The sequence below is a fragment of the Pontibacter sp. HJ8 genome, from assembly GCF_054824225.1.
The window spans coordinates 1-24,463 of sequence record NZ_JSYF01000106.1 but is presented as its reverse complement, the minus strand read 5'-3'; the positions used below and the strand labels follow the sequence as shown (position 1 = coordinate 24,463).

Annotated in this window: 26 protein-coding genes; 12 read left to right on the top strand and 14 right to left on the bottom strand. The window is 51.4% G+C overall.

Translation table 11 applies throughout. The annotated features are described in order from the left end of the window. From OB13_RS06170 to OB13_RS06160, 3 genes are all read left to right on the top strand, one after another. Positions 1-513 (top strand): hypothetical protein (locus OB13_RS06170; protein WP_461489278.1); only part of this gene is annotated, 513 nt, incomplete at its 5' end. A gap of 81 nt (positions 514-594) precedes the next feature. Next, positions 595-2,820, top strand: coding sequence for a TonB-dependent receptor (locus OB13_RS06165; protein WP_461489277.1), 2,226 nt, complete (start codon positions 595-597; stop codon positions 2,818-2,820). A gap of 81 nt (positions 2,821-2,901) precedes the next feature. Continuing rightward, positions 2,902-3,249 carry a heavy-metal-associated domain-containing protein gene (locus tag OB13_RS06160; RefSeq protein ID WP_461489276.1) on the top strand — a complete coding sequence of 116 codons (348 nt, stop codon included), beginning with the start codon at positions 2,902-2,904 and terminating at the stop codon, positions 3,247-3,249. 78 nt (positions 3,250-3,327) lie between these two features. On the opposite strand, the gene OB13_RS06155 is transcribed toward OB13_RS06160, so the two are convergent. From OB13_RS06155 to OB13_RS06105, 11 genes are all read right to left on the bottom strand, one after another. After that, positions 3,328-3,897 carry a hypothetical protein gene (locus OB13_RS06155; protein ID WP_461489275.1) on the bottom strand — a complete coding sequence of 190 codons (570 nt, stop codon included), beginning with the start codon at positions 3,895-3,897 and terminating at the stop codon, positions 3,328-3,330. Between the two features lie 120 nt (positions 3,898-4,017). Next, complete coding sequence (locus tag OB13_RS06150; protein WP_461489274.1) at positions 4,018-4,707, bottom strand: fatty acid desaturase; 690 nt, start codon at positions 4,705-4,707, stop codon at positions 4,018-4,020. A gap of 36 nt (positions 4,708-4,743) precedes the next feature. Further along, positions 4,744-5,586 carry a 4-hydroxy-3-methylbut-2-enyl diphosphate reductase gene (locus OB13_RS06145; protein WP_461489273.1) on the bottom strand — a complete coding sequence of 281 codons (843 nt, stop codon included), beginning with the start codon at positions 5,584-5,586 and terminating at the stop codon, positions 4,744-4,746. 6 nt (positions 5,587-5,592) lie between these two features. After that, positions 5,593-6,291 (bottom strand): lycopene cyclase domain-containing protein, encoded by a 699-nt coding sequence (locus OB13_RS06140; protein WP_461489272.1) that lies wholly within the window; start codon positions 6,289-6,291, stop codon positions 5,593-5,595. Continuing rightward, positions 6,292-6,828, bottom strand: a complete 537-nt coding sequence (locus OB13_RS06135; protein ID WP_461489271.1) for a hypothetical protein — start codon at positions 6,826-6,828, stop codon at positions 6,292-6,294. It lies immediately after the preceding gene. 3 nt (positions 6,829-6,831) lie between these two features. After that, entirely contained in the window at positions 6,832-7,665 is an 834-nt protein-coding gene (locus tag OB13_RS06130; RefSeq protein WP_461489270.1) for a phytoene/squalene synthase family protein, read from the bottom strand. Positions 7,666-7,678: 13 nt separating this feature from the next. After that, a complete protein-coding gene (locus OB13_RS06125) occupies positions 7,679-9,187 on the bottom strand; it encodes a phytoene desaturase family protein (protein WP_461489269.1) in 1,509 nt (502 codons plus the stop codon). 36 nt (positions 9,188-9,223) lie between these two features. Then, positions 9,224-9,733 (bottom strand): RNA polymerase sigma factor, encoded by a 510-nt coding sequence (locus OB13_RS06120; protein ID WP_461489268.1) that lies wholly within the window; start codon positions 9,731-9,733, stop codon positions 9,224-9,226. Between the two features lie 203 nt (positions 9,734-9,936). After that, a complete protein-coding gene (locus OB13_RS06115; RefSeq protein ID WP_461489267.1) occupies positions 9,937-10,824 on the bottom strand; it encodes a MerR family transcriptional regulator in 888 nt (295 codons plus the stop codon). Beyond that, entirely contained in the window at positions 10,797-11,306 is a 510-nt protein-coding gene (locus OB13_RS06110; protein WP_461489266.1) for a sterol desaturase family protein, read from the bottom strand. Before OB13_RS06110 ends, OB13_RS06115 begins: the two co-directional genes overlap by 28 nt. Before the next feature lie 43 nt (positions 11,307-11,349). Then, complete coding sequence (locus OB13_RS06105) at positions 11,350-12,159, bottom strand: enoyl-CoA hydratase/isomerase family protein (RefSeq protein WP_461489265.1); 810 nt, start codon at positions 12,157-12,159, stop codon at positions 11,350-11,352. 505 nt (positions 12,160-12,664) lie between these two features. Between OB13_RS06105 and OB13_RS06100 the strand changes: the two genes are divergently transcribed. The 5 genes from OB13_RS06100 to paaD all read left to right on the top strand — a co-directional run bounded on the left by OB13_RS06100 (position 12,665) and on the right by paaD (position 16,451). Then, a complete protein-coding gene (locus OB13_RS06100; protein WP_461489264.1) occupies positions 12,665-13,237 on the top strand; it encodes a TetR/AcrR family transcriptional regulator in 573 nt (190 codons plus the stop codon). 74 nt (positions 13,238-13,311) lie between these two features. Beyond that, positions 13,312-14,298 (top strand): 1,2-phenylacetyl-CoA epoxidase subunit PaaA, encoded by a 987-nt coding sequence (paaA, locus tag OB13_RS06095; RefSeq protein ID WP_461489263.1) that lies wholly within the window; start codon positions 13,312-13,314, stop codon positions 14,296-14,298. 116 nt (positions 14,299-14,414) lie between these two features. After that, entirely contained in the window at positions 14,415-15,050 is a 636-nt protein-coding gene (locus tag OB13_RS06090; RefSeq protein WP_461489262.1) for a phenylacetic acid degradation b, read from the top strand. Continuing rightward, the gene (paaC, locus tag OB13_RS06085) at positions 15,050-15,805 is read left to right on the top strand and encodes a 1,2-phenylacetyl-CoA epoxidase subunit PaaC (protein WP_461489261.1); all 756 of its coding nucleotides are present in this window, start codon (positions 15,050-15,052) and stop codon (positions 15,803-15,805) included. Before OB13_RS06090 ends, paaC begins: the two co-directional genes overlap by 1 nt. A gap of 160 nt (positions 15,806-15,965) precedes the next feature. After that, positions 15,966-16,451 carry a 1,2-phenylacetyl-CoA epoxidase subunit PaaD gene (gene paaD / locus OB13_RS06080; protein WP_461489260.1) on the top strand — a complete coding sequence of 162 codons (486 nt, stop codon included), beginning with the start codon at positions 15,966-15,968 and terminating at the stop codon, positions 16,449-16,451. 88 nt (positions 16,452-16,539) lie between these two features. Here paaD and OB13_RS06075 read toward each other — a convergent pair whose 3' ends face one another. Together OB13_RS06075 and OB13_RS06070 are read right to left on the bottom strand one after the other, a co-directional pair. Continuing rightward, entirely contained in the window at positions 16,540-18,252 is a 1,713-nt protein-coding gene (locus OB13_RS06075) for a M3 family oligoendopeptidase (RefSeq protein WP_461489259.1), read from the bottom strand. A 131-nt stretch (positions 18,253-18,383) separates the two neighbouring features. Further along, a complete protein-coding gene (locus OB13_RS06070; RefSeq protein WP_461489258.1) occupies positions 18,384-19,472 on the bottom strand; it encodes an FAD-binding oxidoreductase in 1,089 nt (362 codons plus the stop codon). Between the two features lie 262 nt (positions 19,473-19,734). Here OB13_RS06070 and OB13_RS06065 point away from each other — a divergent pair, with 262 nt between their 5' ends. The 3 genes from OB13_RS06065 to OB13_RS06055 all read left to right on the top strand — a co-directional run bounded on the left by OB13_RS06065 (position 19,735) and on the right by OB13_RS06055 (position 21,912). Then, positions 19,735-20,289, top strand: a complete 555-nt coding sequence (locus tag OB13_RS06065; RefSeq protein WP_461489257.1) for an HNH endonuclease — start codon at positions 19,735-19,737, stop codon at positions 20,287-20,289. A gap of 49 nt (positions 20,290-20,338) precedes the next feature. Beyond that, a complete protein-coding gene (locus OB13_RS06060; RefSeq protein WP_461489256.1) occupies positions 20,339-21,040 on the top strand; it encodes a peptidoglycan DD-metalloendopeptidase family protein in 702 nt (233 codons plus the stop codon). A gap of 86 nt (positions 21,041-21,126) precedes the next feature. After that, positions 21,127-21,912, top strand: coding sequence for a mechanosensitive ion channel family protein (locus OB13_RS06055; RefSeq protein ID WP_461489255.1), 786 nt, complete (start codon positions 21,127-21,129; stop codon positions 21,910-21,912). Positions 21,913-22,122: 210 nt separating this feature from the next. On the opposite strand, the gene OB13_RS06050 is transcribed toward OB13_RS06055, so the two are convergent. Beyond that, entirely contained in the window at positions 22,123-23,271 is a 1,149-nt protein-coding gene (locus tag OB13_RS06050; RefSeq protein ID WP_461489254.1) for an ABC transporter permease, read from the bottom strand. Positions 23,272-23,396: 125 nt separating this feature from the next. Here OB13_RS06050 and OB13_RS06045 point away from each other — a divergent pair. After that, a partial coding sequence (locus OB13_RS06045; protein WP_461489253.1) for an exo-beta-N-acetylmuramidase NamZ family protein occupies positions 23,397-24,463 on the top strand: 1,067 nt, incomplete at its 3' end.

The window sequence follows — 24,463 nt, the reverse complement described above, 5'->3', positions numbered from 1 at the left end:
CTATACACACAAGACATCTACAAAACCTGCTTGCCGGCAGAGGAACACAGCAAAAGTGGGATAAAGTGGAGATTGTGGGAGAAAGTGGGAGGATGTTTGTATATTTGTGTCGTGAAAACCCCTTTCCGACATACGGTTACCCTGCTGCTGACCCTGAGTATTTTGCTGGGTTCGGTGGGTGTTGCCCTGAGTGAACAGCTGTGCCGGATAACTGGTTTGAAAGAGTCGGTGATGCAAAAGCAGCCGGATGGTTGCTGCCAGGAACCTGCCTCTGGGTCAGAGGAGGATGACTGCTGTACGACAAAGCTTTCATTCGAAAAGCTGGAACCGGTCTCTTCGCTTAAAATCTTCCAACTGGAAGCCCCGGTTTTGTTTGCCGTAGCGCTTAAGCCCCTGCTCCTGCCCGGGCCAACTGCTACAACGACCGATCATCGCCTCCTTGCTTACTCGGACAGCGCTCCCCCACTTTATGGGCGCAGCCTGCTGCATCGGCTTCACACCCTTATTGTCTAGTATTTCAGTTTGCGATGCTTTTGCGCCGGCGCCTAGCCTGGGCACTCTTCTGCATTCAGAAATTTTAACCAACAAGGATTTATGTTTTATACCATACCTGTGCGACACTTCCGCCGAATGAGCGGCACGCTCGCGCTATTGCTCACCATACTTCTACCGGCCACGGCCCAGCAACTGAGCGGCAGGGTGGTCGATCAAACCAACACCAGCCAACCCCTGATCGGTGCCAATGCGGTCTGGAAAGGCACTACCAAAGGCGTCTCAACGGATGCCTCCGGCTCCTTCACCCTTGAACTGGCCGACGCGCTCACACCTGAGATCATTGTTTCTTACATAGGCTACAAACCGGACACGATCGATGTAACCGGCAAGTCCACGGTACTGGTTTCCCTGGCTCCGACCAGCTACATCAAAGAAGTGGTCGTGGAAGGACAGCAGACCCGTTACTCTTCCCTCACCCCTACCAATTCCCAGATCATCACTTCCCGTGACCTGGAAAAGTCGGCCTGCTGCAACCTGGCCGAAAGCTTCGAGACCAATGCATCGGTAGAAGTATCGACCACGGACGCCGTTTCGGGGGCCAAGCAGATACAGATGCTCGGACTCGACGGCTCCTATACCTTGCTGACCACTGACAACGTGCCGGCCCTGCGCGGCCTCTCCACCCCGTATCGCCTCAACTACCTGTCGGGCACCTACATCGAGTCGATCGACATCATCAAAGGCATGGGCTCGGTTCTCAACGGCTACGAGTCTATTTCAGGGCAGGTGAACGTGAAGCTGAGGGACCCGGAGAAAACCGAACGGCTATACCTGAACCTGTATGGCAACAGCCTGGCCAAGTACGATGCCAACCTGAACGTATCGGCACAGGTGAGCCCGAAGTGGAGCACACTGCTGATGCTGCACACCGACCACCTGGGCAACCGCGTGGACCGCAACAAGGATGGCTTTATGGACCTAGCGCTGGGCACCCACCACAACGTGTACAACAAGTGGAAATTCATGAGCGGCGATACCTGGGTATCGGAGTTTGGCTTCAATGCCTTGCGGGAAACCAAACTGGGTGGGCAGATGGACTACCAAAAGGGAGAACCCCTGGGTCCGCAACAGCACTACGGCACCGAATCGGAAACAGAACGCCTGTCTTTCTTCAACAAGACTTCCTATACCTTCCCGGGCAGGCCTTACCAAAGCCTGGGTCTCATTTCTTCGGGCGTGCACCACAAGTTCAACTCCCTGTATGGCCGCAGTCCCTACAACGGCGAACAGAACACGGGCGATCTGCGCCTGATCTTCCAGTCCATCATCGGGCACACGGGCCATACCTACAAAGTGGGCGCCAGCTTCCTCTACGATGACTATACCGAACGATTGGATGCACACGCCTTTGCCCGGACAGAGCAGGTACCGGGTATCTTCGCCGAGTACATCTTTAACAATTCAAAGAACCTGACCGTAGTGGCAGGCGCCCGCACCGACTTCCACAACCTGTACGGCACCGTGTTCACGCCGAGGCTCAATGTCAAGTACGACCTAACCCCCAACACCATCTTCCGGGTGGCAACAGGCAAAGGGTTCCGGGTAGCTAACCCTATTTCGGAGAACACAGCGGCATTGGTAAGTTCCCGTGCGTTCGTATTCCGGGAAGAGCTGGAGCCTGAGAAAGCCTGGAACCTGGGCGGGTCGTTTACCCATTATTTCGAACTGGGCGGCCGTCCGGGATCCTTCATCACTGACTATTACTATACCACGTTCCAAAACCAGGTCGTGGCCGACCTATACAGCAACGCCAGCCAGGTCGCCTTCTATAATTTGCAGGGCCGCTCTTTCTCCAGGAGCTTCCAGGCAGAGCTGCAATATGAAGTTTTGAAAGGCTTTGATGTCAAGACGGCTTACAAGTATTTTGATGTACAGACCACGTATGACGGAAAACTGCAGCAACGCCCTATGATTCCGCAGCACCGCTTCTTTGTCAACCTGGGCTTTGCCACCCCCTTTGACAAGTGGCGCGCAGACCTCACGACGCAATTTTTTGGCCTGATGCCGCTGGCCTATATGGAAGGACAGGGTGGCGCTGCCAACACCCGTAACTCCGAGCGGTTCTATACCCTGAACGGGCAGGTATCGCGGGCATTTAAGCGCTGGGAGGTATACCTGGGGGGCGAAAACCTGCTCAACTACCGCCAGCCCAACCCGATACTGGGTGCCGGCGATCCGTTTGGATCTGACTTCGATGCCAGCATGGTATGGGGGCCAATTACCGGGAGAGTCATTTATGCAGGGCTGCGCTTTAAAATCGAATAACGGCACACGCTTTGCAAGACGTAGCAAACCGGATCAGAAGCAACAAATCAATACTCTAACTTAATCAATAACTTTACAAACATGAAAACCCTCAGAAATTTAGGATTAGCACTGGTTGTGTTCTTTGCAACACTCAGCGCCCAGGCCCAGAACGGCAACGAAAAGACAGTTCAGATCAAAACTTCGGCTGTATGCGACATGTGCAAAAAGACTTTGGAAAAAGCGATGGCCTATGAGAAAGGCGTCAAAACCTCGTCACTGGATGTGGATTCCAAGCTGCTGACAGTAACCTTCGACACTAAAAAGACCAACGAAGACAAGATCCGGAAGGCCGTCAACGAAACAGGCTACGACGCTGACAACAAGCCGGCTACGCCGCGCGCTTACAACAAGCTGGATGACTGCTGCAAGAAAGACGCGGTACACTAGTCTGCTTATACCTTCAAAAGCAAGGGGGAGCCAGTATCATACTGGCTCCCCCTTGCTTTTGAAGGTATGCTGTCAGAATTAAAACTGGAAGCCTAAGTGGAAGCCGATGGATAAAACGGGGGTACCTTCTGTGTAGTGAAAGTATTCGATCCGGAAGCCGGACACGCCGTTGCGCAGTATATTAAAATCGTTTTCCAGGTAGCCGTAGAACCCTACATCTGAGGTACGGACGTGGCGCACCGAACCGTCCAGGGTACCATCGTCGATATTGGAATTGATTTCGGCCCGATGCCTGGCTCCCGGTCCCGCTCCGATACGGGCCCGCAGCATATCGTTCTGCATCAGATCATAGGCTAAATCCAGCGAAGCCATGTAAAACGTGTTGCGGATGGTATAGATTTCTTTTCTGGAGTCGTAGCGGGAAGCATTCAGGGCCCCGATGTTTAACCCCAGCGAAAGCCGATCTCCCAGGTAACGGTTGTACTTATTGTAGAACATCAACCCCTGGCTGTCATAATCCGAGAGCCACACATAGCTGATGCCCGCCTTCAGGACGTTCGGATCTTTGTCCGCATGGGCCTTATGGAGAGGCGCCAGGGTCACCAGCAGGATAAAAAACATAGCAAGCGCAGGTATAGTTTTTTTCATAGGAACAGGAAGTTAAGCACATGCTTCTGAATACGTACGTCATCCGCAAATGGTACAGTCCGGCTCGGCAACCTACCCGCCTATACCCTTATTTTACAACATCCTAAACGAGGCTGCTGGCTACTGCTTTGTCTTGTAGAGCTGCCACCAAGGCAGGTATGGCTTGTCATGGTGCTCGTAGTGGTACCCGAAAAAATAGCAGCTGACAAACGCCCAGAAATGGTTTTTGGCCTGCGTGCCGGATTTATGCCGGTTACCGGGTGCATGCTCCCCGCGGTGCGGCAAGTAGGTACCGAAGTAGAAGAGTTGAAACGTGGCCAGTATGGCAGGCAGCATCCAGAAGAGCACCACGTTCTCCAGCGGAAAAAACAGCTGCAGCACATTGTAGGTAATGGCCATGAGCACGAGCTGCCACCAGGTAATGTAGTTTTTCAGAAAGCTGTAATACCAGGGCCAGAACGAACCATGATGGTAGTCCGGGTCTTCGTCGGTAGCCACGTGGCGATGGTGCTGGTGATGCCGGGGCAGCAGCCGCGGGTACCAGTTGTAGGCAAACAGTAAAGCGGTCATCGTGCCAATGGCCCGGTTTAGCGCCGGCCTGCCGGGAGCGGCCACCCCGTGCATGGCATCGTGCGCCGTAATAAAGAGGCCGGTATAGAGGTGCGTTTGCAGCAGCATTAACAGGTAAGGCAGCGGCGAAGCAAACTCCACAGGAAAGTGCAACAGGTATACGAGCAGCCCGAACCAGCTCATCACCAGGGTGGCTGCAATCACTATACCTCTGCTGTCGCTCTTTTTTTTGTGTGTCATCCGAATATTGAGAACCGGCTATACCTGGCTGTAGGCCTATTGCAGCAGCGCCGCCCGCACCTCCTCCATCAGCCACATGGGCGTGGAGGTTGCACCGCAGATACCCACTGTATCCCCGTCAGCAAACCAGTCCGGCTGCAGCTCCTCTACCTTGGAAACAAAGAAAGTAGCGGGATTGGTGTCCTTGCATACCTGATAGAGTACTTTGCCATTGGAAGACTTGGTGCCGGATACGAAGATAATCTTATCAAACTGCGAAGCAAATTTCCGGAGATCCTTGTCGCGGTTGGAGACTTGGCGGCAGATGGTATCATTGGCAGCTACCTCATACCCCTGCTGCTCCAGCGTCTCTTTGATGTTGTAAAAGCTATCGGTGCTTTTGGTGGTCTGGCTATAGAGCGTGATCTTCTTGGGTAGTTCGTGCTGCATGAGCTCTTCCACATTTTCAAACACCACGGCCTGGCTGTTCGTCTGCCCCAAAAGTCCCATGACCTCGGCGTGTCCGTGCTTGCCGTAGATGAAGATGCGCTCCTCCTTGTCATAAGAGCCCTTGATGCGGTTCTGTAATTTGAGCACTACAGGACAAGAGGCATCGATCAGGGTCAGGTTATGCTGCAGCGCCATCTGGTAGGTTTGGGGCGGCTCTCCATGCGCCCGTATAAGCACCGGAACATCCCGCAGCTCCTGAAGCTGTTCATGGTTAATGATCCGCAAGCCCCTCTTCTGCAGCCGCTCCACTTCCACATCATTGTGCACAATGTCGCCCAGGCAATAGAGGGATCCCTGCTCATCGAGTATATCTTCTGCCATCTGGATGGCATAGACTACGCCGAAGCAGAAGCCTGAATTTGAGTCGATTGTGACCTGAAGATTTCGCATATACAGTTATACAGCCAAGGGCTGATATTGTTTAACCGTATCCCGTTGTTTTAAGCCCTCATACAAAGAAATCGTCAGCAGCAGCATCAGCATGGAGTACATCGTGTCTTCCACAGGTATAGAAACGATGCGCAGGCCCAGGTTATACCTGTCGTCATACCAGACGATGGGCAGGTAGGTGAGCACCCCGTTCACCAGCAGAAAAGGTACCAGGTGCACCAGGTAGGCCAGGTAAAAACGCCCGAGCTTCCGTGTTCTGAAAAAGAAATAATGCAGCCCGAGCATAACGGCCAGCAAAGTAAACGTGATGGAGGTATAGAGCTTTTCGAGGTTGAAGACAGCCAGCAGCAGCAGAACCGGAATCAGCAGGAGCGTTATACCTTTGGCGTACGGCTGCAGCAGGTCTTTTGAAAGGTAGGCGTTGAGCACTTCGTATATGAACACACAGGCATAGGGCACCGTGATAAAAAACAGCACTTCCTCCAGCGGCATATTCAGCAGGTAGATCCCGACCAGGTACTCCTCATTGAAGCCCCAGACGCCCGCTTTGGTGAAGAGTACATCCCATAGAATGAACAATGCAGCATTCACGCCGATGGCCGGCCACAGATAGGACCAGTTTTTATAAAAGGCCACTTTCCTGTCGAACGAGAGCAACAGGGGGAACAGGATGGTGAAAATGTTCAGGTATAGGTAGAGAGGCATTTAGAGGACGATGCTTTTCAGTGTTTGCTTTTCTTCGGGGCTGCAATGGTCCTTGGAAAGCATAAAGTCGCGCATGTTACGGGCCATGTCTTCGGACAGTCCGGATGCCGGATGCGCTTTCAGGCCGGCAATGATCAAGGTCTTATCTTGCTCCAGGTTTTTGCTCATGTTCAGGTAGCGGGGCACATAATGCTCCACAGTGAAGCGCAGAAACCGGATCTCTGGGTTACTTTTTTCCAGCTGAACGGCCTGCTCAAATATTTCGGCTGACTGCTGCAGGTGTTTCATCTTCATGTAAGGATTCCAAACGTGCTTTGCCATCACGGCTTCGGACACCGCTTTGTAAGCCAGCACAACCGGGTCTTTGTCTTCATAGTCGCGCATCAGCTCATAAAAGCGCTTGCCGGCTTCACTGTCTTTGCTGGCATCCAGGAACTGCGCACGCAGATCGGGCAGCTTATACTTCTTCGGGTTATCCGCAAAGGCGACAGAGGAGAGAATCAGAAAAAGAGAAAATAAGAGTAAGCGTAGCGTCACAGGTTAGATCACGTTAAGTCTGTACTTGAGATACGAGCCCAGCAACAAAGCAAGCTTCGTGTTGTCAGGTACTCTTACGCGCTCGTTCAGGATATGGGTTGCCGTCAGGCATTGGATTTTGCGGAAAAGCTTCCGGTAGTAAACGTAGGCCAGGTATACGCCCATTCGCGCCGAACGGGGCAAGGCCATAATGCCGGCATACGCATCTTCAAAATCCTTCTCGATGTCGGCCTCGATTTCCTCTTTGCTGGCGTTGTTGAAACTGCGGATATCGACTGCCGGAAAGTAAACGCGTCCGCGCTCCTTGAAATCACTCTGCATGTCGCGTAGGAAATTCACTTTCTGGAAGGCGGCTCCCAGGCTGCAGGCCGGCTTGCTGAGCTGCTCAAACTGCTGCTCGTCTCCTTCACAAAACACTTTCAGGCACATCAGGCCCACCACTTCCGCCGACCCATAAATATACTCCTTGTAAAGCGCCGGATCGTATACATGATCTTCCAGATCCATGGCCATGCTGTTGAGAAAAGCCTCCACATACTTCCGGTCTATCCCATACTCGTGCACGACGCACTGAAAGGCGTGTAGCACCGGATTCAGGCTGATACCTGCTTCAATCGCCTCAAAGGTCTGCCGGCGGAAATCCTCCAGCAGTTTTCGCTTGTCATGCGCATGGAAGGTATCAACAATTTCATCGGCACTGCGCACAAAACCATAGATGGCGTAGATGGGCATGTGAAATTTGCGGTGCATGGTTTTGATGCCCAGCGTGAAGGAAGTACTATACGCCTCCGTAATGACTTTACTGCATTTGAGGCATGTATCTTTGAATTGCTCCATATCGTGGGTTTGCTTAGCTGCTGACAGGTAATTTCTTATCGGGTGCCAAGGCACAGTCTTTCGCCACCTCCTCTGCCACTACCTGCCCCGAAATCAGGGAAGGCGGCACGCCGGGACCCGGCACGGTCAATTGCCCGGTATAGAAAAGATTACTCACTTTTTTACTTTTCAGGCTGGGCTTCAAGAGCGCCGTCTGCAACAGCGTATTGGCCAGACCATAGGCGTTGCCTTTGAACGCATGGTAGTCGGCAATGAAATCGCGGTGGGCATAACTGCGCTTGTACGCGACCGCACTTCTTATTTCCTGCTTGGTCAGACGCTCCAGCCTGTCCATGATTAGCTGGTAATACTTTTCCCGTAGCTCCTCGGTATCGGACAGCCCCGGGGCAACCGGCATTAGTACAAACAGGTTCTCGCAACCAGCCGGTGCCACGGTATCATCTGTCACCGATGGGGCTGACACATAAAACAGGGGCTTGGCAGGCCATTGGGGATCGGTATAGATCTCATGCGCATGTGGTCCGAAATCTGCATCAAAAAAGAGGTTGTGGTGGCGCAGGTGCTGCAGCTTTTTGACTATACCCAGGTAGAAGATCAGGCAGGATGGCGCCATTACCCGTGTCTCCCAATACGTATCGGTATAGCTGCGGTAAGCCGGCGCAAGCAGGTGCTGCTCTACATGGTGGTAATCGGCGCTTGCCACCACCACATCGGCCTCAAACGTGCCGGTACCGGTGCGAACGCGCCGGGCTATACCTTGCTCCACCTCCACCTGCTGCACGTCCTGGTTGTAGAGGATAGCAACGCCTTTTTCCTCCGCCAACTGCACCATCCCTTCGATGATCTTAAACATTCCCCCCATCGGGTACCAGGTACCGAGGCTGATGTCGGCGTAGTTCATCAAGCTGTAGAGGGCCGGTGTGTTCTGCGGCAGCGCCCCAAGGAACAGAATCGGAAATTCCATCAGTTGGATGATCTTCTCATGCGAAAAGAAGCGGCGGATGTGCGTGTGAATCGACTGAAACACATCCATGCGCAACACATCCAGCAGTAGCCGCAGACTCATGAATTCGCGCACCGATCTGCCGGGCTTGTAGACCAGCTGATTGATGCCTACTTCGTATTTATAGGCCGCCTGCTGCAGGAATTTATCCAGGCGTGCTCCGCTACCGGGTTCCCACTGCTCAAAAAGTGCTTTGAGTTCATCCAGCGAAGCGGGTACATCCACAAAGTCATCTTCCCCAAATACTACGGTATAGGAAGGGTCCAGCCGCAGGAGGTCGTAATAATCAGCAGTCGTTTTGCCAAACTTGTTGAAGTAGCGCTCAAAAACATCCGGCATCCAGTACCAGCTGGGTCCCATGTCAAAGGTGAACCCGGCTGCCTGGAAGCTGCGGGCGCGGCCACCGGGCGAGGCATTCTTCTCCAGCACCGTTACCTCATACCCCTGATCGGCCAGGGAAGTGGCAGCTGACAGGCCCGAAAAACCCGCTCCTATTACGACTACTTTGCGATGAACCATAGAGGGAATTACTACTTTTTGCGGTTTAAGTTGTAATTAGTCGCCATAAACCTGAAGCGCTTTCTTCAATTCTTTACGGGCAATGTGGATGCGGTTTTTCACGGTTCCGATCGGAATACCCAGCTTTTCGGCAATTTCCAGGTACTTAAAACCCGTATAATACAGCATAAACGGGGTGCGATGCTCCTCGTTGAGTTGCCCGATGGCAGCCATGATATCACTCATCATAAAGGCAGCTGTCCCCTGGTTGTAGGTAATATAATTCTGGTCCGTGTTCAGGTACTGCAGGTATTCACTGCTGTCTATGTTGCTGCTGCGCTTGGTGATCTTGTTGTAGTTGTTGATAAAGGTATTGCGCATGATCGTGTAGAGCCATGCTTTGAGGTTAGTGCCGGCATTAAACTTATCCTGGTTGGTGATCGCCTTCAGCAGCGTTTCCTGCACCAGGTCTTTGGCATCATCCGCGTTGCGGGTCAGGTTCATAGCCACTGGACGCAGGGAACCAGCAGCGAGCTGAATGTGGTGGGTGAAATCTACTGCAGTCATAATGTTTAATGATTAATATGAAACACTAAACAATAATACGGAATGAATTTATAAAAGTCTAATTCTTGTTTATTTATTTTTGCAAAACACTAAACAACTAAAACAACCCTCTTCTGATCGTGCTATACCTAAGCCCATAAAAAAAGCCATACCTGCAACAGGTATGGCTTTTTTTATGCAATCGTAAGGTAAGCGTTGAAGTATTAGGTAGTGGTGGGCAGGAGCGCAATAAAATCGCCTATACACGACAAGCGCCGCATGTTTTCCGGAAAGGTCAGGAACTCATATTGAGCCTGCGCCCCATATACGTATAAGGTCGCCTTCGGAAAAGTAGCGGAAAGTTTGTGGAGGTAATCCTGCACCTGGTCCCGGTCCGGAACCGCCGTCAGCACGGTGCAGAGAATGTCGGGTTGGCACTGTTCGTAGGTTTTCTGCAGGTCCTCGAAAGGGAGATTCTGACCCAAATAGATCACATGCTGATGATGAGCTCTGACCAGGTAATTCATATACAGCAGGGCAATCTCATGGAGTTCGCCCTCCGGCAGGTATAGCAGGTAAGTCGGGGCGTCTTCTCTGCGCTTCACCACCTGCCCGTCTATGGCTACGATCAGCTTCTGGCGTACCAGGTTACTCACAAAGTGCTCGTGCGCAGGACTGATGTTATTCGTTTGCCACAGAATGCCGATTTTATGCAGAAACGGGTATACCACCTGCAACATCGTCTCATGGAAACCCAGTTGTAATATGGCCGTGGAAAAAACTTTATCGAACCGCTCCTCGTCCATCTCTACCATCGCCGATACCAGGGCGTTGATGTGATGCGAACAGGAGGAAGTCTCCTGTTCGGCCAGTTGCTGCACCGTTAGTTTCAGTTGCTCAGGGCTCATCCTAGCTATTTTGGAGATCTTATAGCCTTGCTCGTTCAGCAGCGAGATATTGAGCAGCGTCTTCAGGTCGGAGTCGCCGTAGTACCGGATATTGGTATCCGTACGTTGCGGGCTGAGGACATTGTAGCGCTGCTCCCAGATGCGGATCGTATGTGCCTTGATGCCAGAAAGGTGCTCTAGTTCTTTGATGGTATACTGTCCCACGTTTGTTCTCCCTGTTGTTGTTTCCGAATGATTGCGTATGCCGCTTTGAAATACTTCGGTGTCACCCACAGCATACCATAAGATTCTGAGCCATCGCGGCCTTCGGATTTATGATGCACTTTATGCGCCATGTTTAATGCTTTCAGGTAAACGTTAGACGTTTTACCAAAAAGACGGATGCGCCTGTGGATGAAGACATCGTGTATTACAAAGTAAGCCACGCCATACAGCGTAATGCCTGCCCCTATCCAGAATCTGTAATCGATGGGCTCACTGCCAAAGATAAAGAATAACATCGCAAGGGTACCATAGTAGGCAAAAAACAGGTCATTCAGCTCAAAAGCATGGCGGTGGCGCGTGTGATGGGATTTGTGCAGGAACCAGAGAAACCCATGCAGCACATATTTGTGTGTGGCCCAGGCCACCCCCTCCATTGCTACAAAAGTCAGTACCATAATTCCAAATCCCATCAGCATACTCATCAAACAACAAGTTTAACAAATGGTTTTAAAACCTTTACAGAAATTACCAGCTAAGTTTCTGCTTGTTCACAAAAGCATCGATCCCTCTCTGGCAGTCTTCGCTTCCGCGGGCAACGGCGTTCATCTCGGCCGCATACTGCAGGCCATCTTCCAGTGACATTTCCTGCACCCGGGCGATCATCTCCTTGGTCACCTCCATGGATTGGCGGGAGTTCTCATTACAAAGCTTCTGGGCAAAGGCAAACACCTGCCCTTCCAGTTCCTCAGCCGGTACCACATAGTTGACCAGTCCGTACGACTGGGCTTCGGCAGCCGGGATCAGGTCGCCGGTCAGCAGGAGCTGCTTGGCACGGGCCTCCCCTATTTTGCGAAGCAGGAACACCTTGACGATGGCAGGGATAAAGCCGATCTTGACTTCGGTGTAGCCGAACATCGCTTCCGGCACCGTGAAGGTAAAGTCGCAAATGGTCGCCAGGCCGCAACCACCGGCAATGGCATGCCCGTGTACCTGTGCAATCACTACTTTTTTGAGGGTATAGATCAGGCGAAAAAGCTCCATCAGGTGGGTGGAATCCGCCAGGTTGTCGTGGTAGTCATATTCCTGCAGTCGCTGGAGATATTCCAGGTCGGCGCCGGCACAAAATACCTTGCCTTCCGCCCGCAGCACGATCACCTTACAGGCCTCGTCGTCTTCTGCTGCTGTAAAAGCCCGCTTCAGTTCTGTCACCACTTCGGCATTCAGCGCATTCCGCTTTTCGGCTCTGGCCAGGGTAATATATCCTACACGCTCTCTGACCTCATAGTTGACGAAGTCCATCGTCTGGGTTTGAGCAGTATCTGTAGTTTCAGTCATGGTAGTGTCTTCTTTAGTGTTGTTGTACATACCGGCGAGCCGGTGTAAAGTATACGCAAGTACTTCGGATAAGCTCGTATAAGATAAGCAAAGCCAGCTAATTCTGCTGCACTTTTATCCGGCAATTCTTATTTTTTCTGTCACAAAAAATACACCAATAATGCCTACATTCTAAGCATTTATTTGATTTATAAGGATTTACAAAACCCCTAAACCTTTTCCAGTTGTAGAGTCCTCCGGATAATATTTTCCGGGACTCACCAAGTGAGTTAACAGATATTAGATGGCAAAGTTTAATACTGGTTACAAGCAGGCTATGATCAACTCAAAATCAGCTATAGCCATACCCAACGGACTGGAATCGTCCCTTCGATCACAAACCTTATAAACCGGAGTAAATCCTATCCCCCACTCCACAACTTCAGTCTGCCTTCTGACGTAAAATAAATTTGCTAACGAACGTTAGGTTGCATAAATTTGTTGTTACCTATATAAACAAACACCAGTGAGCAGGAAAGAACAGATAGAGCAAACGGCTACCGCCTTGTTTAAGACCAGAGGATTTTCGGCTACGTCGATGCGCGACCTGGCCAATGCCCTGGGCATAGAAGCGGCCAGCATTTACTCGCATATTCGTTCGAAAGAAGAGATTCTGCAACGGGTCTGTTTCCGGATGGCAGACGAATTTTTCGGAGCCATCGACACCTCGGACAGGAAAGATGCCAGCGCCTCGCATAAGCTGAAGCAAGCTATTGCGGCCCATGTGCAGGTACTGACCCGCAATACAGAAGCTTCTGCCGTATTCCTGCAGGAGTGGCGTCACCTGAGTGAGCCGCATCACAGCGCTTTCCTGGCCCTGCGCGACAGGTACGAAAACTACTTCCGTGACATTATCCGCCAAGGTATAGCCAGCGGGGAATTTCAGGTGCCGGATGAAAAGTTTGCTGTTCTCACCATCCTGTCCGGACTGAACTGGATTCATACCTGGTACAAGCCGGAGGGCAAGATGACACCGGATGAGATTGCAGAGAACCTGTCGGCCATGTTGCTGAATGGATTGAAGAATAACCTGAACTGATCTATACCTGATCCTTGTCAGGCTGTCCCCTTAACAGCCCGGCAAATTTACTGAACCTTAAAACCAAAGAGCATATGTACGGAGGAGGAAACGTTTTCGAAGCTACCAAATTCGACGACCTGCAGGCCGAAGACCCGGTCCAACTGGCCGAATTTGAAGCACGCATTGCCCGGGGCGAGAAGATCGAGCCCAACGACTGGATGCCGCAACTATACCGCAAGCAGCTCATTCGTATGATCGAGCAGCATGCCCATTCTGAGATCATCGGCGCCTTGCCAGAGGGCACCTGGATTACCCGGGCTCCGGGCTTCCGCCGCAAAATGGCCCAGATGGCCAAGGTGCAGGACGAGGTAGGACACGGCCAGTTGCTCTACAGCGCAGCCGAAACGCTGGGCAAGAGCCGCGAACAAATGCTCGATGACCTGGTAAGCGGCAAAAGCAAGTATTCCAATGTGTTCAACTACCCGGCGCTTACCTGGGCAGATTCCAATATCATTTCCTGGCTGATTGACGCAGGCGCGATCGTAAACCAGATGGCAAACGCACGGGGTAGCTACGGCCCCTACTGCCGCGCCCTGGAGCGTATCTGTGCAGAGGAAGCCTTTCACCTGAAGTATGGCCACGACGCCGTAGTGCACATGGCAACCGGTTCTCCGAAGCAGCGCGAAATGATACAGGCTGCGCTGAACCGCTGGTGGCCGCCGATCATGACCTTCTTCGGCCCTTCTGACAAAATGAGTACGCACACCGAAACGCTCATGCGCTGGAAAGTGAAGATGGCCTCAAACGATGAATGCCGTCAGCAGTTTCTGGACATGTACGTGCCGAAGATCTGGGAACTTGGCCTGACGGTGCCGGATCCGAATCTGAAGAAGAACATGGAAACCGGCCTGTGGGAATATACCGAGCCGGACTGGGATGAGTTCAAGCGCGTGATCAACGGCGATGGCCCTTGCAACGCGGAGCGCCTGGCCGTACGCCGCACCGCCGAAGAGCGTGGCGCCTGGGTCCGCCGGGCCATGCTCAGCCCGAAAGCAAAATACGTGAAGCCGTTAGCCTAACGGCAATTATAAATTAAGAATTAAGAATTATGAATGGGTTTGAAGTCAAGCGCTAAAGCTGCCATACTTACTTTCAATTCATAATTCATAACTCATCATTCATAATTCTCAAAAGAATGAGCTTAAAGTCCCTTGACCCGAGAGTAACACGACTGAACCTGCCGGAAGGCGAGCTCCCACCCATGGAGCCGAAGCAGGAACTGGATCAGTTTGAAACATACGAAGTCTTTCATCAGAGAAAAGAAGGCACGGCCTATACCTATGTAGGACCGGTACATGCCCCGAATGAGGAGGTCGCGTTTCTGTTTGCCAAAGAGCAATATGGCCGTCGCGCCACTTGTGTAGGGATGTGGATAGCCCGCACTGCACACATCCTGGTGACGCCTTATGCAGGCGATGGGGAGAACGTCTACGACATGATCCGCGCAGAAGCTCTTTCCGAAAAATCAGAAGCACCGGAGGCCTACGAGATTTTCCACCTCAAGAAGCGGGGCAAAGCGCATACACACACGGGACGCGTAATGGCCACTTCCTACCAGGAGGCATTGCAGGAAGCCCGGAACCAGTTTGGCGACAAACCTCCGGTAGTCAATGTATGGGTGGTGCAATCAAAGCATGTGTTGCAGTCTGCAGAAGAAGACAAGGAGATGTGGACCACCATACCTGACAAGAAGTACCGCGAAGCGACTGCCTACAAGGTGATGGACAAGATCACGAAATTTAAAGAAGAGCAAAAGAACATACCAGCCTGATGAACGAGCAAGCAATAAAAGACCTGTTATACAAACTGGCCGACGACCAACTCATACTGGGCCACCGCAATTCCGAGTGGACCGGCTTCGGTCCGATTCTGGAAGAGGACATTGCGTTCTCCTCGATGGCGCAGGATAAGATCGGCCACAGCCTGGCTTTCTATACCTTGCTGCAGGAGCTGGGGGAAGCAGAGCCCGATACGGTTGCCTTCACGCGTAACGCCGGTCAGTTCCACAACAGCCAGTTGGTGGAGCTGCCTAACGGCGAGTACGACTTCAGCCTGATCCGCCACTTCCTGTTTGATAATGCCGAGATGATCCGCTTCGAGATGTTGTCGCAGTCCACTTACGAGCCCATTGCCAAGGTGGCTACCAAGCTCAAGGGCGAAGTAAAGTACCACGTGCTGCACGCCAACACCTGGATCAAAAATCTGGGCTCCTCTACAGAAGAAGCCATTCTCCGCCTGCAATCCTCTTTGAACGAGGCTATACCTTACGCACTGGGATTGTTCGAGCCATCCAGGTATGAGCAGGAACTGATCAGCGCGGGCGTATACCCAGGCGAAGAAGCTGTAAAGGCCGAGTGGCTACAGCGCATACAGGCCGTGCTGGACAAGACAGAGTTGAAACTGCCTGACCTGGAAAGTATAGAACCGAAGTTTGGCGGTCGCTACGGTGAGCACACCGAGCACCTGCAGCCGCTGCTGGACGAGATGGCCGAAGTGTTTGACATCGACCCGACAGCTGAGTGGTAATTTTTAGACGCTAGATATTAGACGTTAGACGTTAGACATAAGATTTCTATTTCTCGTCTTTCTGTCATCCTGAAAGGATCTTGTTAGGGAGTAGCCAAGGCTTAACCTCTTTTCTACCAAGGTCCCTATGGGATGACAAAAAAGGGAAAAGATAAATAAAATGACACGGACCAAGAAAGACATATTGACCCTGCTCGAAGAGGTGAAAGACCCCGAGATACCGGTGTTGTCGCTGGTGGATCTGGGTGTGATCACAGGTATAGAGATTTCGGATACAGGTCACGTCACCGTGCACATGACCCCGACCTTTGCCGGTTGCCCTGCCATGGATTATATGCAGAAGGATGTGGAGCGCACCCTCGAAAAGCATGGCATCACCAGCCATACGGTAAATATGACCTTTGACAACCCTTGGGACAGTAACAAAATCTCTGAAAGAGGGCGGCAGCATCTGAAGGAGTTTGGACTCGCGCCACCTCCCATGTATAACCTGGTGCTGGACCTGGACATTCTCGAATATGCCACCTGCCCCTACTGCAATAGTGAAAACACCACCATGCGTACCCCTTTTGGTCCAACCCTCTGCCGCTCCATGCACTATTGCAACGACTGCCGGCAGATGTTTGAGCAATTCAAACCGTTATAGAATGTAATTCGACATTGTTCCCTATACCCCATAAAAAAGAAGCCTTGTCATGCAGATGACAAGGCTTCTTTTTTGAAGTTTCTGATTCCTAGAACTTCTCCATCTCTGCCTGCACAAAATCGGCCAGGCTCTTGATGTAGTCGGCACTGAAGTCGAACTTGATGCCAGCTGCTTCATATACTTCCCCGATAGAGACGGTATAACCCAGACTCAAGGCACGCTTGTAGGCTTCCAGGCCAGCGGCAGGATTCTCTTTGTAGTTCTTCCATACCGCAATAGCACCCAACTGAGCCATCGCATACTCTACATAATAGAAAGGCACTTCGTAGATGTGCAACTGCTTCTGCCAGGTATAGGGCTTATACTTCTCCAGTCCGGACCAGCTTACTTCCAGGTGGTTGAAGCGTTCAAAAATAGCCAGCCATTCCTGGTGGCGTTCCTCCTGCGTGTGCTCCGGATGCTCATAGATCCAGTGCTGAAATTTGTCTACCGTAGCTACCCACGGGAAGGTCTCCAGCACACTCTCCAGGTGCGTGCGCTTGGCCCGGCGCAGTTCATCCTCATCCGCAAAGAACGTATCCCAGTAATCCATCGAGATAAGCTCCATCGACATGGAAGCCAGCTCAGCCACTTCGGATGGTGGATGTTTGAAGGCGCCCAGCGCCAGGTCGCGGGTCAGGAAGGAGTGAACAGCGTGGCCGCCTTCATGCAACATCGTGATCACATCGCGCAGGCTGGAGGTCGCATTCATAAAGATGAAAGGCACTCCGATTTCATCCAGCGGATAGTTATACCCGCCGGGAGCCTTTCCTTTCCGGGACTCCAGATCCAGGTGTCCCATCTGACGCATGGTCGCGAGGCAGTCGCCCAGGTAAGTATCCAGGCTATAAAATACCTGTACTGTTTTCTCCAGCAATTCCTCACCCGACTTGAACGGCTCCAGCGGCGCTTTTCCGCTTGGGTCTACGTCCAGGTCCCAGGGCCTGAGTTCATCCAGCCCCAGCAGTTGCTTGCGTTCCTGGTCAATCTTTGTCAGAAGCGGTACGATCGTCTCTTCTATGGATTGGTGAAAGTCAAAGCAGTCCTGCGGGGTATAGTCGAAGCGGCCCATGGCGGCAAACATGTAATCCCGGAAGTTGTCGAAGTCGGCGTTCCTGGCTACCTGCGTGCGGAGACGCAACAATTCGTCGAACAGATCGTCCAGTTTCTGCCGGTCTGCGGTCCGCCGCTCCTGAATAGCTCTCCAGGCTTCTTCCCGCACCTGCCGCTCATTGCGCTTCAACCGGTCGGCCGCACGCTGCAAGGTCATTTCCTCCCCGTCCAGCGTCACGGTCATGGCGCCTGTGATGGCTGCATACTGCTGTTGCTTGGTGCTGATTTCGGTGGTAAGCGATATGTTTTCTTCCCGGAAGATCTCCAGCGCACGCTGCACACCACGCAGGTATATCCGGTACTTGCCCTGGTCCAGCCCGCTCACATAAGGCGAGTGCATCAGCTTCAGGTTCAGCTCATGATCGTAAGGAGCTATCTTCGGCTCAATCTCTGACACGAAATACTGAAAAGCCTTGGTAATCTCCTCGTTCTGTGTGTCGCAGGTCATCCGGATATAGCGCCATCCCAGGTCTTCGGACAGCACGCTTTCCAGCTCACTCCGGTCAGTCATCCACTTCTCCAACTCCTCTACTGACTCGATTTGACGGGTTTTGAGTTCTTCAAAGTATGGCTGTATGGTTTCCCATGTATCAATTTTAAAATTTTCTGACAGGTAAACCCTCTTTTTTCGTTCGGGTACTTGTATCATAGCTTCTGTTTTACTCATTGCGTGTTATGTAAGGGAGGGTAATATAGGAACTTCTTCTGAAAGTACAAAAAAAAGCAGTACTATATCGGCAAGCGATAGAGTACTGCTCCGAACTGACTTATTCAAACATTTCAGCCAATTTCGATGACGACATTGGAGGTAAGCGGGTGCCCCACACAGTTGAGCACATAGCCTTCTTCCAGCTCGGCATCGGAGAGTCCTTCACGTTCATCCAAATGTACTTTTCCGCTTAGGCACTTGCCCCGGCAGGCCGTGCACAGGCCAGCCTGGCACGAGTACGGCATATCAACATCCTGGTCCAGGGCCGCCTCCAGTATGGTCTGGTCCGGCTCTACTTTCACACTGTATTCTGCTCCTTCGTAGATGATGGTGACCGTCTGCGTGGTGATCTCCCCGTCATCTTCCGAGGCCAATACAGCGCCATGTTGCTCCTGCTGCTCTTGTTGCTCGACGAGCTTGTTGCTTACAAAACTCTCCCTGAAAATGCGGTCAGCGGGCACATGCAACACATGCAGGGCTTTTCGCGCTTCATCCATCATCCCTTCCGGGCCACACATATAGTACAATGCCGACTCAGGTTTGGTCAGTTTCAGACGCTCGAGTATCTTGAGCATCACACTCTGGTTCATGCGGCCGCGGTGCTCGCACTGATGCTTCGGCTGGCTGAAGATGTAGGCCGTGTGCAACCGGTCCGGATGGGCTGCTTCCAGCTCTTCCAGCTGCTTTTTAAATATCACCGATTCTTCATCGCGGTTTCCATACAGGAGCGTCACTTTGCTGTTCGGTTCCCCCGACAATACTGCCTTCAGGATGGACATAAGCGGCGTGATTCCGCTGCCTGCTCCAAAGAGGATAATATGGCGATTCTGGCTGGCATCAGGCACCAGGTTAAAGTTGCCCAGCGGCTCCATTATTTCAATTTCTTGTCCTACCTGGAGCTGATCTAATAAGTAATTGGAAACCAGACCACCTTCTACACGTTTAACTGTTACTGACAGCCTTGCCCCTTCATGAGGAGCACTGCAAAGTGAGTAAGAGCGGCGTACTTTTTTGCCTTCGATCGGGAGAATAAGCGTCAGAAACTGCCCTGGCTTATAGGCTATCGTTTTTTTATCAGGATGTTCTAAATGTACTGTAATGGCATCTGAAGTTTCCCGGGTTATTTCCACAACTTTCAGATTGAAATAAGGGCTACTCATAATTATATTTTTAAGCTCAAAGATTTAGTATGCCAACACGAATTGAAACTGAAAGTTACGACAAACTATTCTGTCCGTAGAAAATTTCATATAAAATTAAGCGCCGTCACAACTTTAACGTAAAAAATCCGAATCTGTAATAGGATGAACACAGAATGAAAAAAAAGCCGCACATTTGCGACATATTGCAGTATAATGCAATAAACGGGTACTAACCAACACCCGCATTCCGTTCTCAAAAATACAACTACTGAAAACACCAATGCTCTACAAACTAACTCTCAAAAACTGTGAAAAAACCGTAGTGGTAGATGACCGCACCTACGAGTACATTCAAAACAATGCGTACCTGCAGCAGATCGAATTTCTGAAGCACCTGCGCATACACTCCAACGGATATGCTTTCTTTCAGAAGAACTGGCCTCTGAAAAACGGAAAGTACCGAAACGAAACAATTTACCTGCACAAGATGATTGGTGAGCAGCTGCTGGAAAAGCCCGAAAGCAACATCAAATTGTATGTGCATTTCAAGAACGGCAACAAGCTGGACTGCCGCCGTGAAAACCTGGAGTGGGCGCAACTCTGCAAGATTGTGCGCAATACTTCCAAGACTGAAAATAAGCTGGGAGTGCGTGGCGTACACAAAGAGGCACAGAAGTATCGTGCAATCATTCACCACAACAAACAACGCATCAACCTGGGTACCTTTGATACACTTCAGGAAGCAGCCCAGGCCTACAGCAAAAAATCAGAGGAACTTTTCGGCAAGACCAAGAGCCTGAAAACACTCTCCAAGTATGTGGAAGAATTAGCTTAGTTCTTCTTATACTTGCGTGGCGGAACACTCTCCGCCTTTCTTTTACAGGATGGACAACACAAAAAAACTTAGTGATATACTAAGCAAGCATGCTATTGCCTTTGGGCCCGTACTGGATGCGGACCTGAACGGCAATGCTGTATGCCTGCTTGATTTTACGGCGGCCAACCAACGGCTGAAGCAGACCGACCTGCGCGACACAGCCCAATTTGATGAAGCTGTAAAACACATGCTGCAGGAACAGCATGCTACAATCGGCGTAGGAGGCTACCTGGAGAACAGGTTTATCTACCACCGCAGCCCGCACTTTGATGGGGCCGCCGAGTGTCGGAACCTGCACCTGGGGGTGGATGTATGGCTGGAGGCTGGAACAGCTGTTTTTGCTCCTCTTGCCGGGAAAGTGCACAGCTTTGCCAACAATGCCAATTTCGGCGATTACGGCCCGACCATTATTTTGGAACACGAGTTGGAGGGCGTTCCCTTCTATACCTTGTATGGCCACCTGAGCAGCTCATCCCTGGAAGGTATGGCAGTAGGAAAAGTATTCAGGAAAGGAGACGTGATTGCAACGGTAGGCCCTTTCCCGGAGAATGGCCACTGGCCGTCGCACCTGCACTTCCAGATCATCCGCTCCATGGAAGGAAAGTACGGGGATTTTCCGGGAGTGGCAACCCTGTCTGAAAAGGAAGTATACGAGGCTCTTTGCCCTAACCCCAACCTGATTCTGCAATGCCGGCACCTGCCGCTCTAGTTGCCATTCGTTCAGAAATTAACCAAATTTGAACTCCGGTGCCCCAACGGGCACCGGAGTTTTTAATTTATCTCATACCTGACAACATGCCTGACCTGTTTAATTTCGACGCGTACAGCAGTACGGTTACCAATATTGTGATGCTCTATGGCATGCGCCTGATTACAGCGATCATAACCTTACTCATCGGTCTATGGGTGATCAACTGGCTCAACCGACTGATCTACAACCTGATGGTGCGCAAAGATGTGGATATTTCGTTGCGCCCCTTTATGAAAAACCTGCTGGCCATCATCATGCGGGTGCTGCTGATCATACTGGTGATCGCCCAGTTGGGCTTAGAGATGACTTCCTTTATTGCCATACTGGGATCGGCGGGCCTGGCCATTGGTTTGGCTCTGCAGGGCAGCCTCTCCAACTTCGCCGGTGGCGTGCTCATCCTTACCATCAAACCCTTTCGTGTCGGGGATTACATTGAGGCCCAAGGGCAGGCAGGTACGGTAAACATCATCAACATTTTCAATACCGTCATCAAAACGCCTGATAATAAAACCATCTTTATACCCAATGGTCCGCTGGCCAACAGCGTCGTGGTCAACTATACCATTGAAATGACCCGCCGGGTGGAGTTGAAATTTGCCGTATCCGTAAACAACGACATAGGAAAAGTGCGGCAACTCCTGCAGGATTTGATCAAAGCAGATGACCGCGTCCTGCCGAATCCGGAACCCATGATCGTAGTATCGGACTTTGCCGGGCAAAATGTAACGATCAGCGTACGCGTCTGGGTGCAAAAGGAAAACTTCTGGAGCTTGTCCTGGGACATGAACGAACGTGCAAAATCAGCTTTTGTAAAAGAAGGTATAGTGTGACGCCGGTACGGCGTCATGCGGTAATGCCCAATAAGTAACAAAAACAGGTATAGGAAGATGAAACGACTCCTATACCTGTTTTTTTGTAAATCGGGTCAGGCAGGTTTCCCGGTCTTGCTTGTTCGACAAGATGCACATCCCACAGTAGAGAAAGTCAATTCGACCTGGCTTCTCTATTCGCCCCGAGATTAACGGTACGCCAGGCTGGCATCAATCAAATTTAATCGCCTTGACAGGTTTGATACGGGCTACCATGGCAGCAGGTATGAGGATGGCGAGCATGGTCATCAGGAGTGTTATGACGTTCAGGATAACGATGACACCGAAGTTCCAGCTGATGGGGACCGTATCCATGTAATAGTTTTCGGGATCAAGGGGGATGACTTCGAAATAGTACTGAATCACGCAGAAACCCAATCCGATGACATTGCCCCACAGCATACCTTTGAGTGTAAGGTTCAAGCCTCTGAAGTAAAAGATCTTTCGTATCTGCGCATCGGTTGCCCCGACCGCCTTGAGCACCCCTATCATATTGATGCGCTCGATGATCATGATGAACACCGTGGAGACCATGTTGAACGTGGCCACGAAAATGATCAGCACCAGAAAGATGATCACATTTTTGCGCAGGAGCTGGAGCCAATCAAACAGCTGGGCGTGCCGGTCTGTGATCTTTTCGAGCTGCAGGTCGTAATTCATTTTGTCAAATACCTGATCCGCAACCACATCGATCTGATCAAAATCCTTCAGAAGGATCTCCACGCCTCCTGCCACTGAATCTGGCCAGTTGTTGAGTTCCCGTATCAGCTGCAGATCGCCTATCACAAAGACTTCATCAAACTCCTCCAGACCTGTGTTGAACACCCCGGACACTTTCAGCTTCCGGGCGCGCGGGGGATTTTGTATGAAATAGAAAATCGCCTCATCGCCGACCTTCAGCCGGAGTTTATCGGCGATGCGCCTGCTGAGCATGACGTCTTTGGAAGAAGCCGTATCGTTGAAGCTAATTAGTTTTCCTTCGTCCAGATTCTGCTTCATGGCATCCAGGTCGTAGTCTTTGCCCACACCTTTCAGCACCACACCCAGCACCTCATCGTCTGTTTTGATGATCGCCGTTTTGCGGGCGAAAGGCTGTATGTGCTGTATACCAGGTATATCCTCGGTGCTGTTGATGCCGGTAGCGCTGCTGATGGGGGCACCTTCAAAGGAATTGTTGGTGTCGTACTTGCTGATCTGCAGGTGCGCCCCAAAGCTGAAAATCTTCTCCCGGATCTCATTCCGGAAGCCTTCCAGAATGGCAAATGACACAATCATGATCGCAATGCCCGCAGCTATGCTAATAATTGCTATTTTTGTCACAGACGTGGTGAAAGAACCGGCCTGAACTTCAGAAATTTTATCAGATATGTATTTGGAAATGTTCACTCGCTTGCGTCTAAAACGCCTTAAAGATAGGTATGAAAATTGACTTATCCCCTATTACGATGATACACCCTAGAGTTATACTTTACGGCGCCCTGCTGATCAGCTTCAACAGCTGTTCGCCCAAGCAGACGGCCGCCATTGCCGCAGCCCCGAGCGCCCCGGCCACCGAAACTTCCCAAGCGCCTGCACCAGCCGCCAAACCCATGGCCCTTGGTGCGGAACAAATGGACCGTTACCTGAAACACCTGCAGGGCAAGCGGGTCGGCATGGTCGTGAATCAAACCTCTGTGATTGGCAAGACCCATTTGGTTGATACCCTGCTAAGCCGCGGCATACAAATCACGACCATTTTTGCGCCCGAACATGGTTTCCGGGGTGAAGCCGATGCTGGCGCCCATATCAAGGACGGCAATGACCCGAAGACAGGATTGCCCATCATTTCCCTTTATGGCAGCAACAAAAAGCCATCCCCGGAGCAGATGAAGAACCTGGATGTGCTGGTATTTGACATACAGGATGTTGGCACGCGCTTCTATACCTACATCAGCACCATGCACTATGCCATGGAAGCCTGTGCTGAAAATAACAAAGCGATGCTGGTTCTGGACCGCCCCAACCCTAACGGACATTATGTAGATGGCCCGGTGCTGGAGATGGAACATAAATCCTTTGTAGGCCTGCACCCGATTCCGATCGTGCATGGTTTGACGGTGGGTGAGCTGGCCAAGATGATCAACGGAGAGAAGTGGCTGGAAGGAGGCAAGAGCTGCAATCTGACGGTTGTTCCGATGGAAAGCTATACCCACAAGATGGCCTATGAACTACCGGTGCGCCCTTCCCCTAACCTGCCCAATGCACAAGCCATCGCGCTATACCCTTCCATCTGCTTTTTTGAAGGTACGAATGTGAGTGTGGGCCGTGGCACTCCTACTCCGTTCCAGGTATTGGGTAGCCCCTTTTATCAGAAGAAAGAGTTCTCGTTTGTTCCGGTAAGTACGCCGGGTGCTACCGACCCGCCGCACAAAGGCAAAACCTGCTACGGCATGGATCTGACCGAACCGTCGAAGGCACAGCCGTTCACGCTGGCATACCTGATTGAATTCTATAATAACTCTTCGAATAAGGA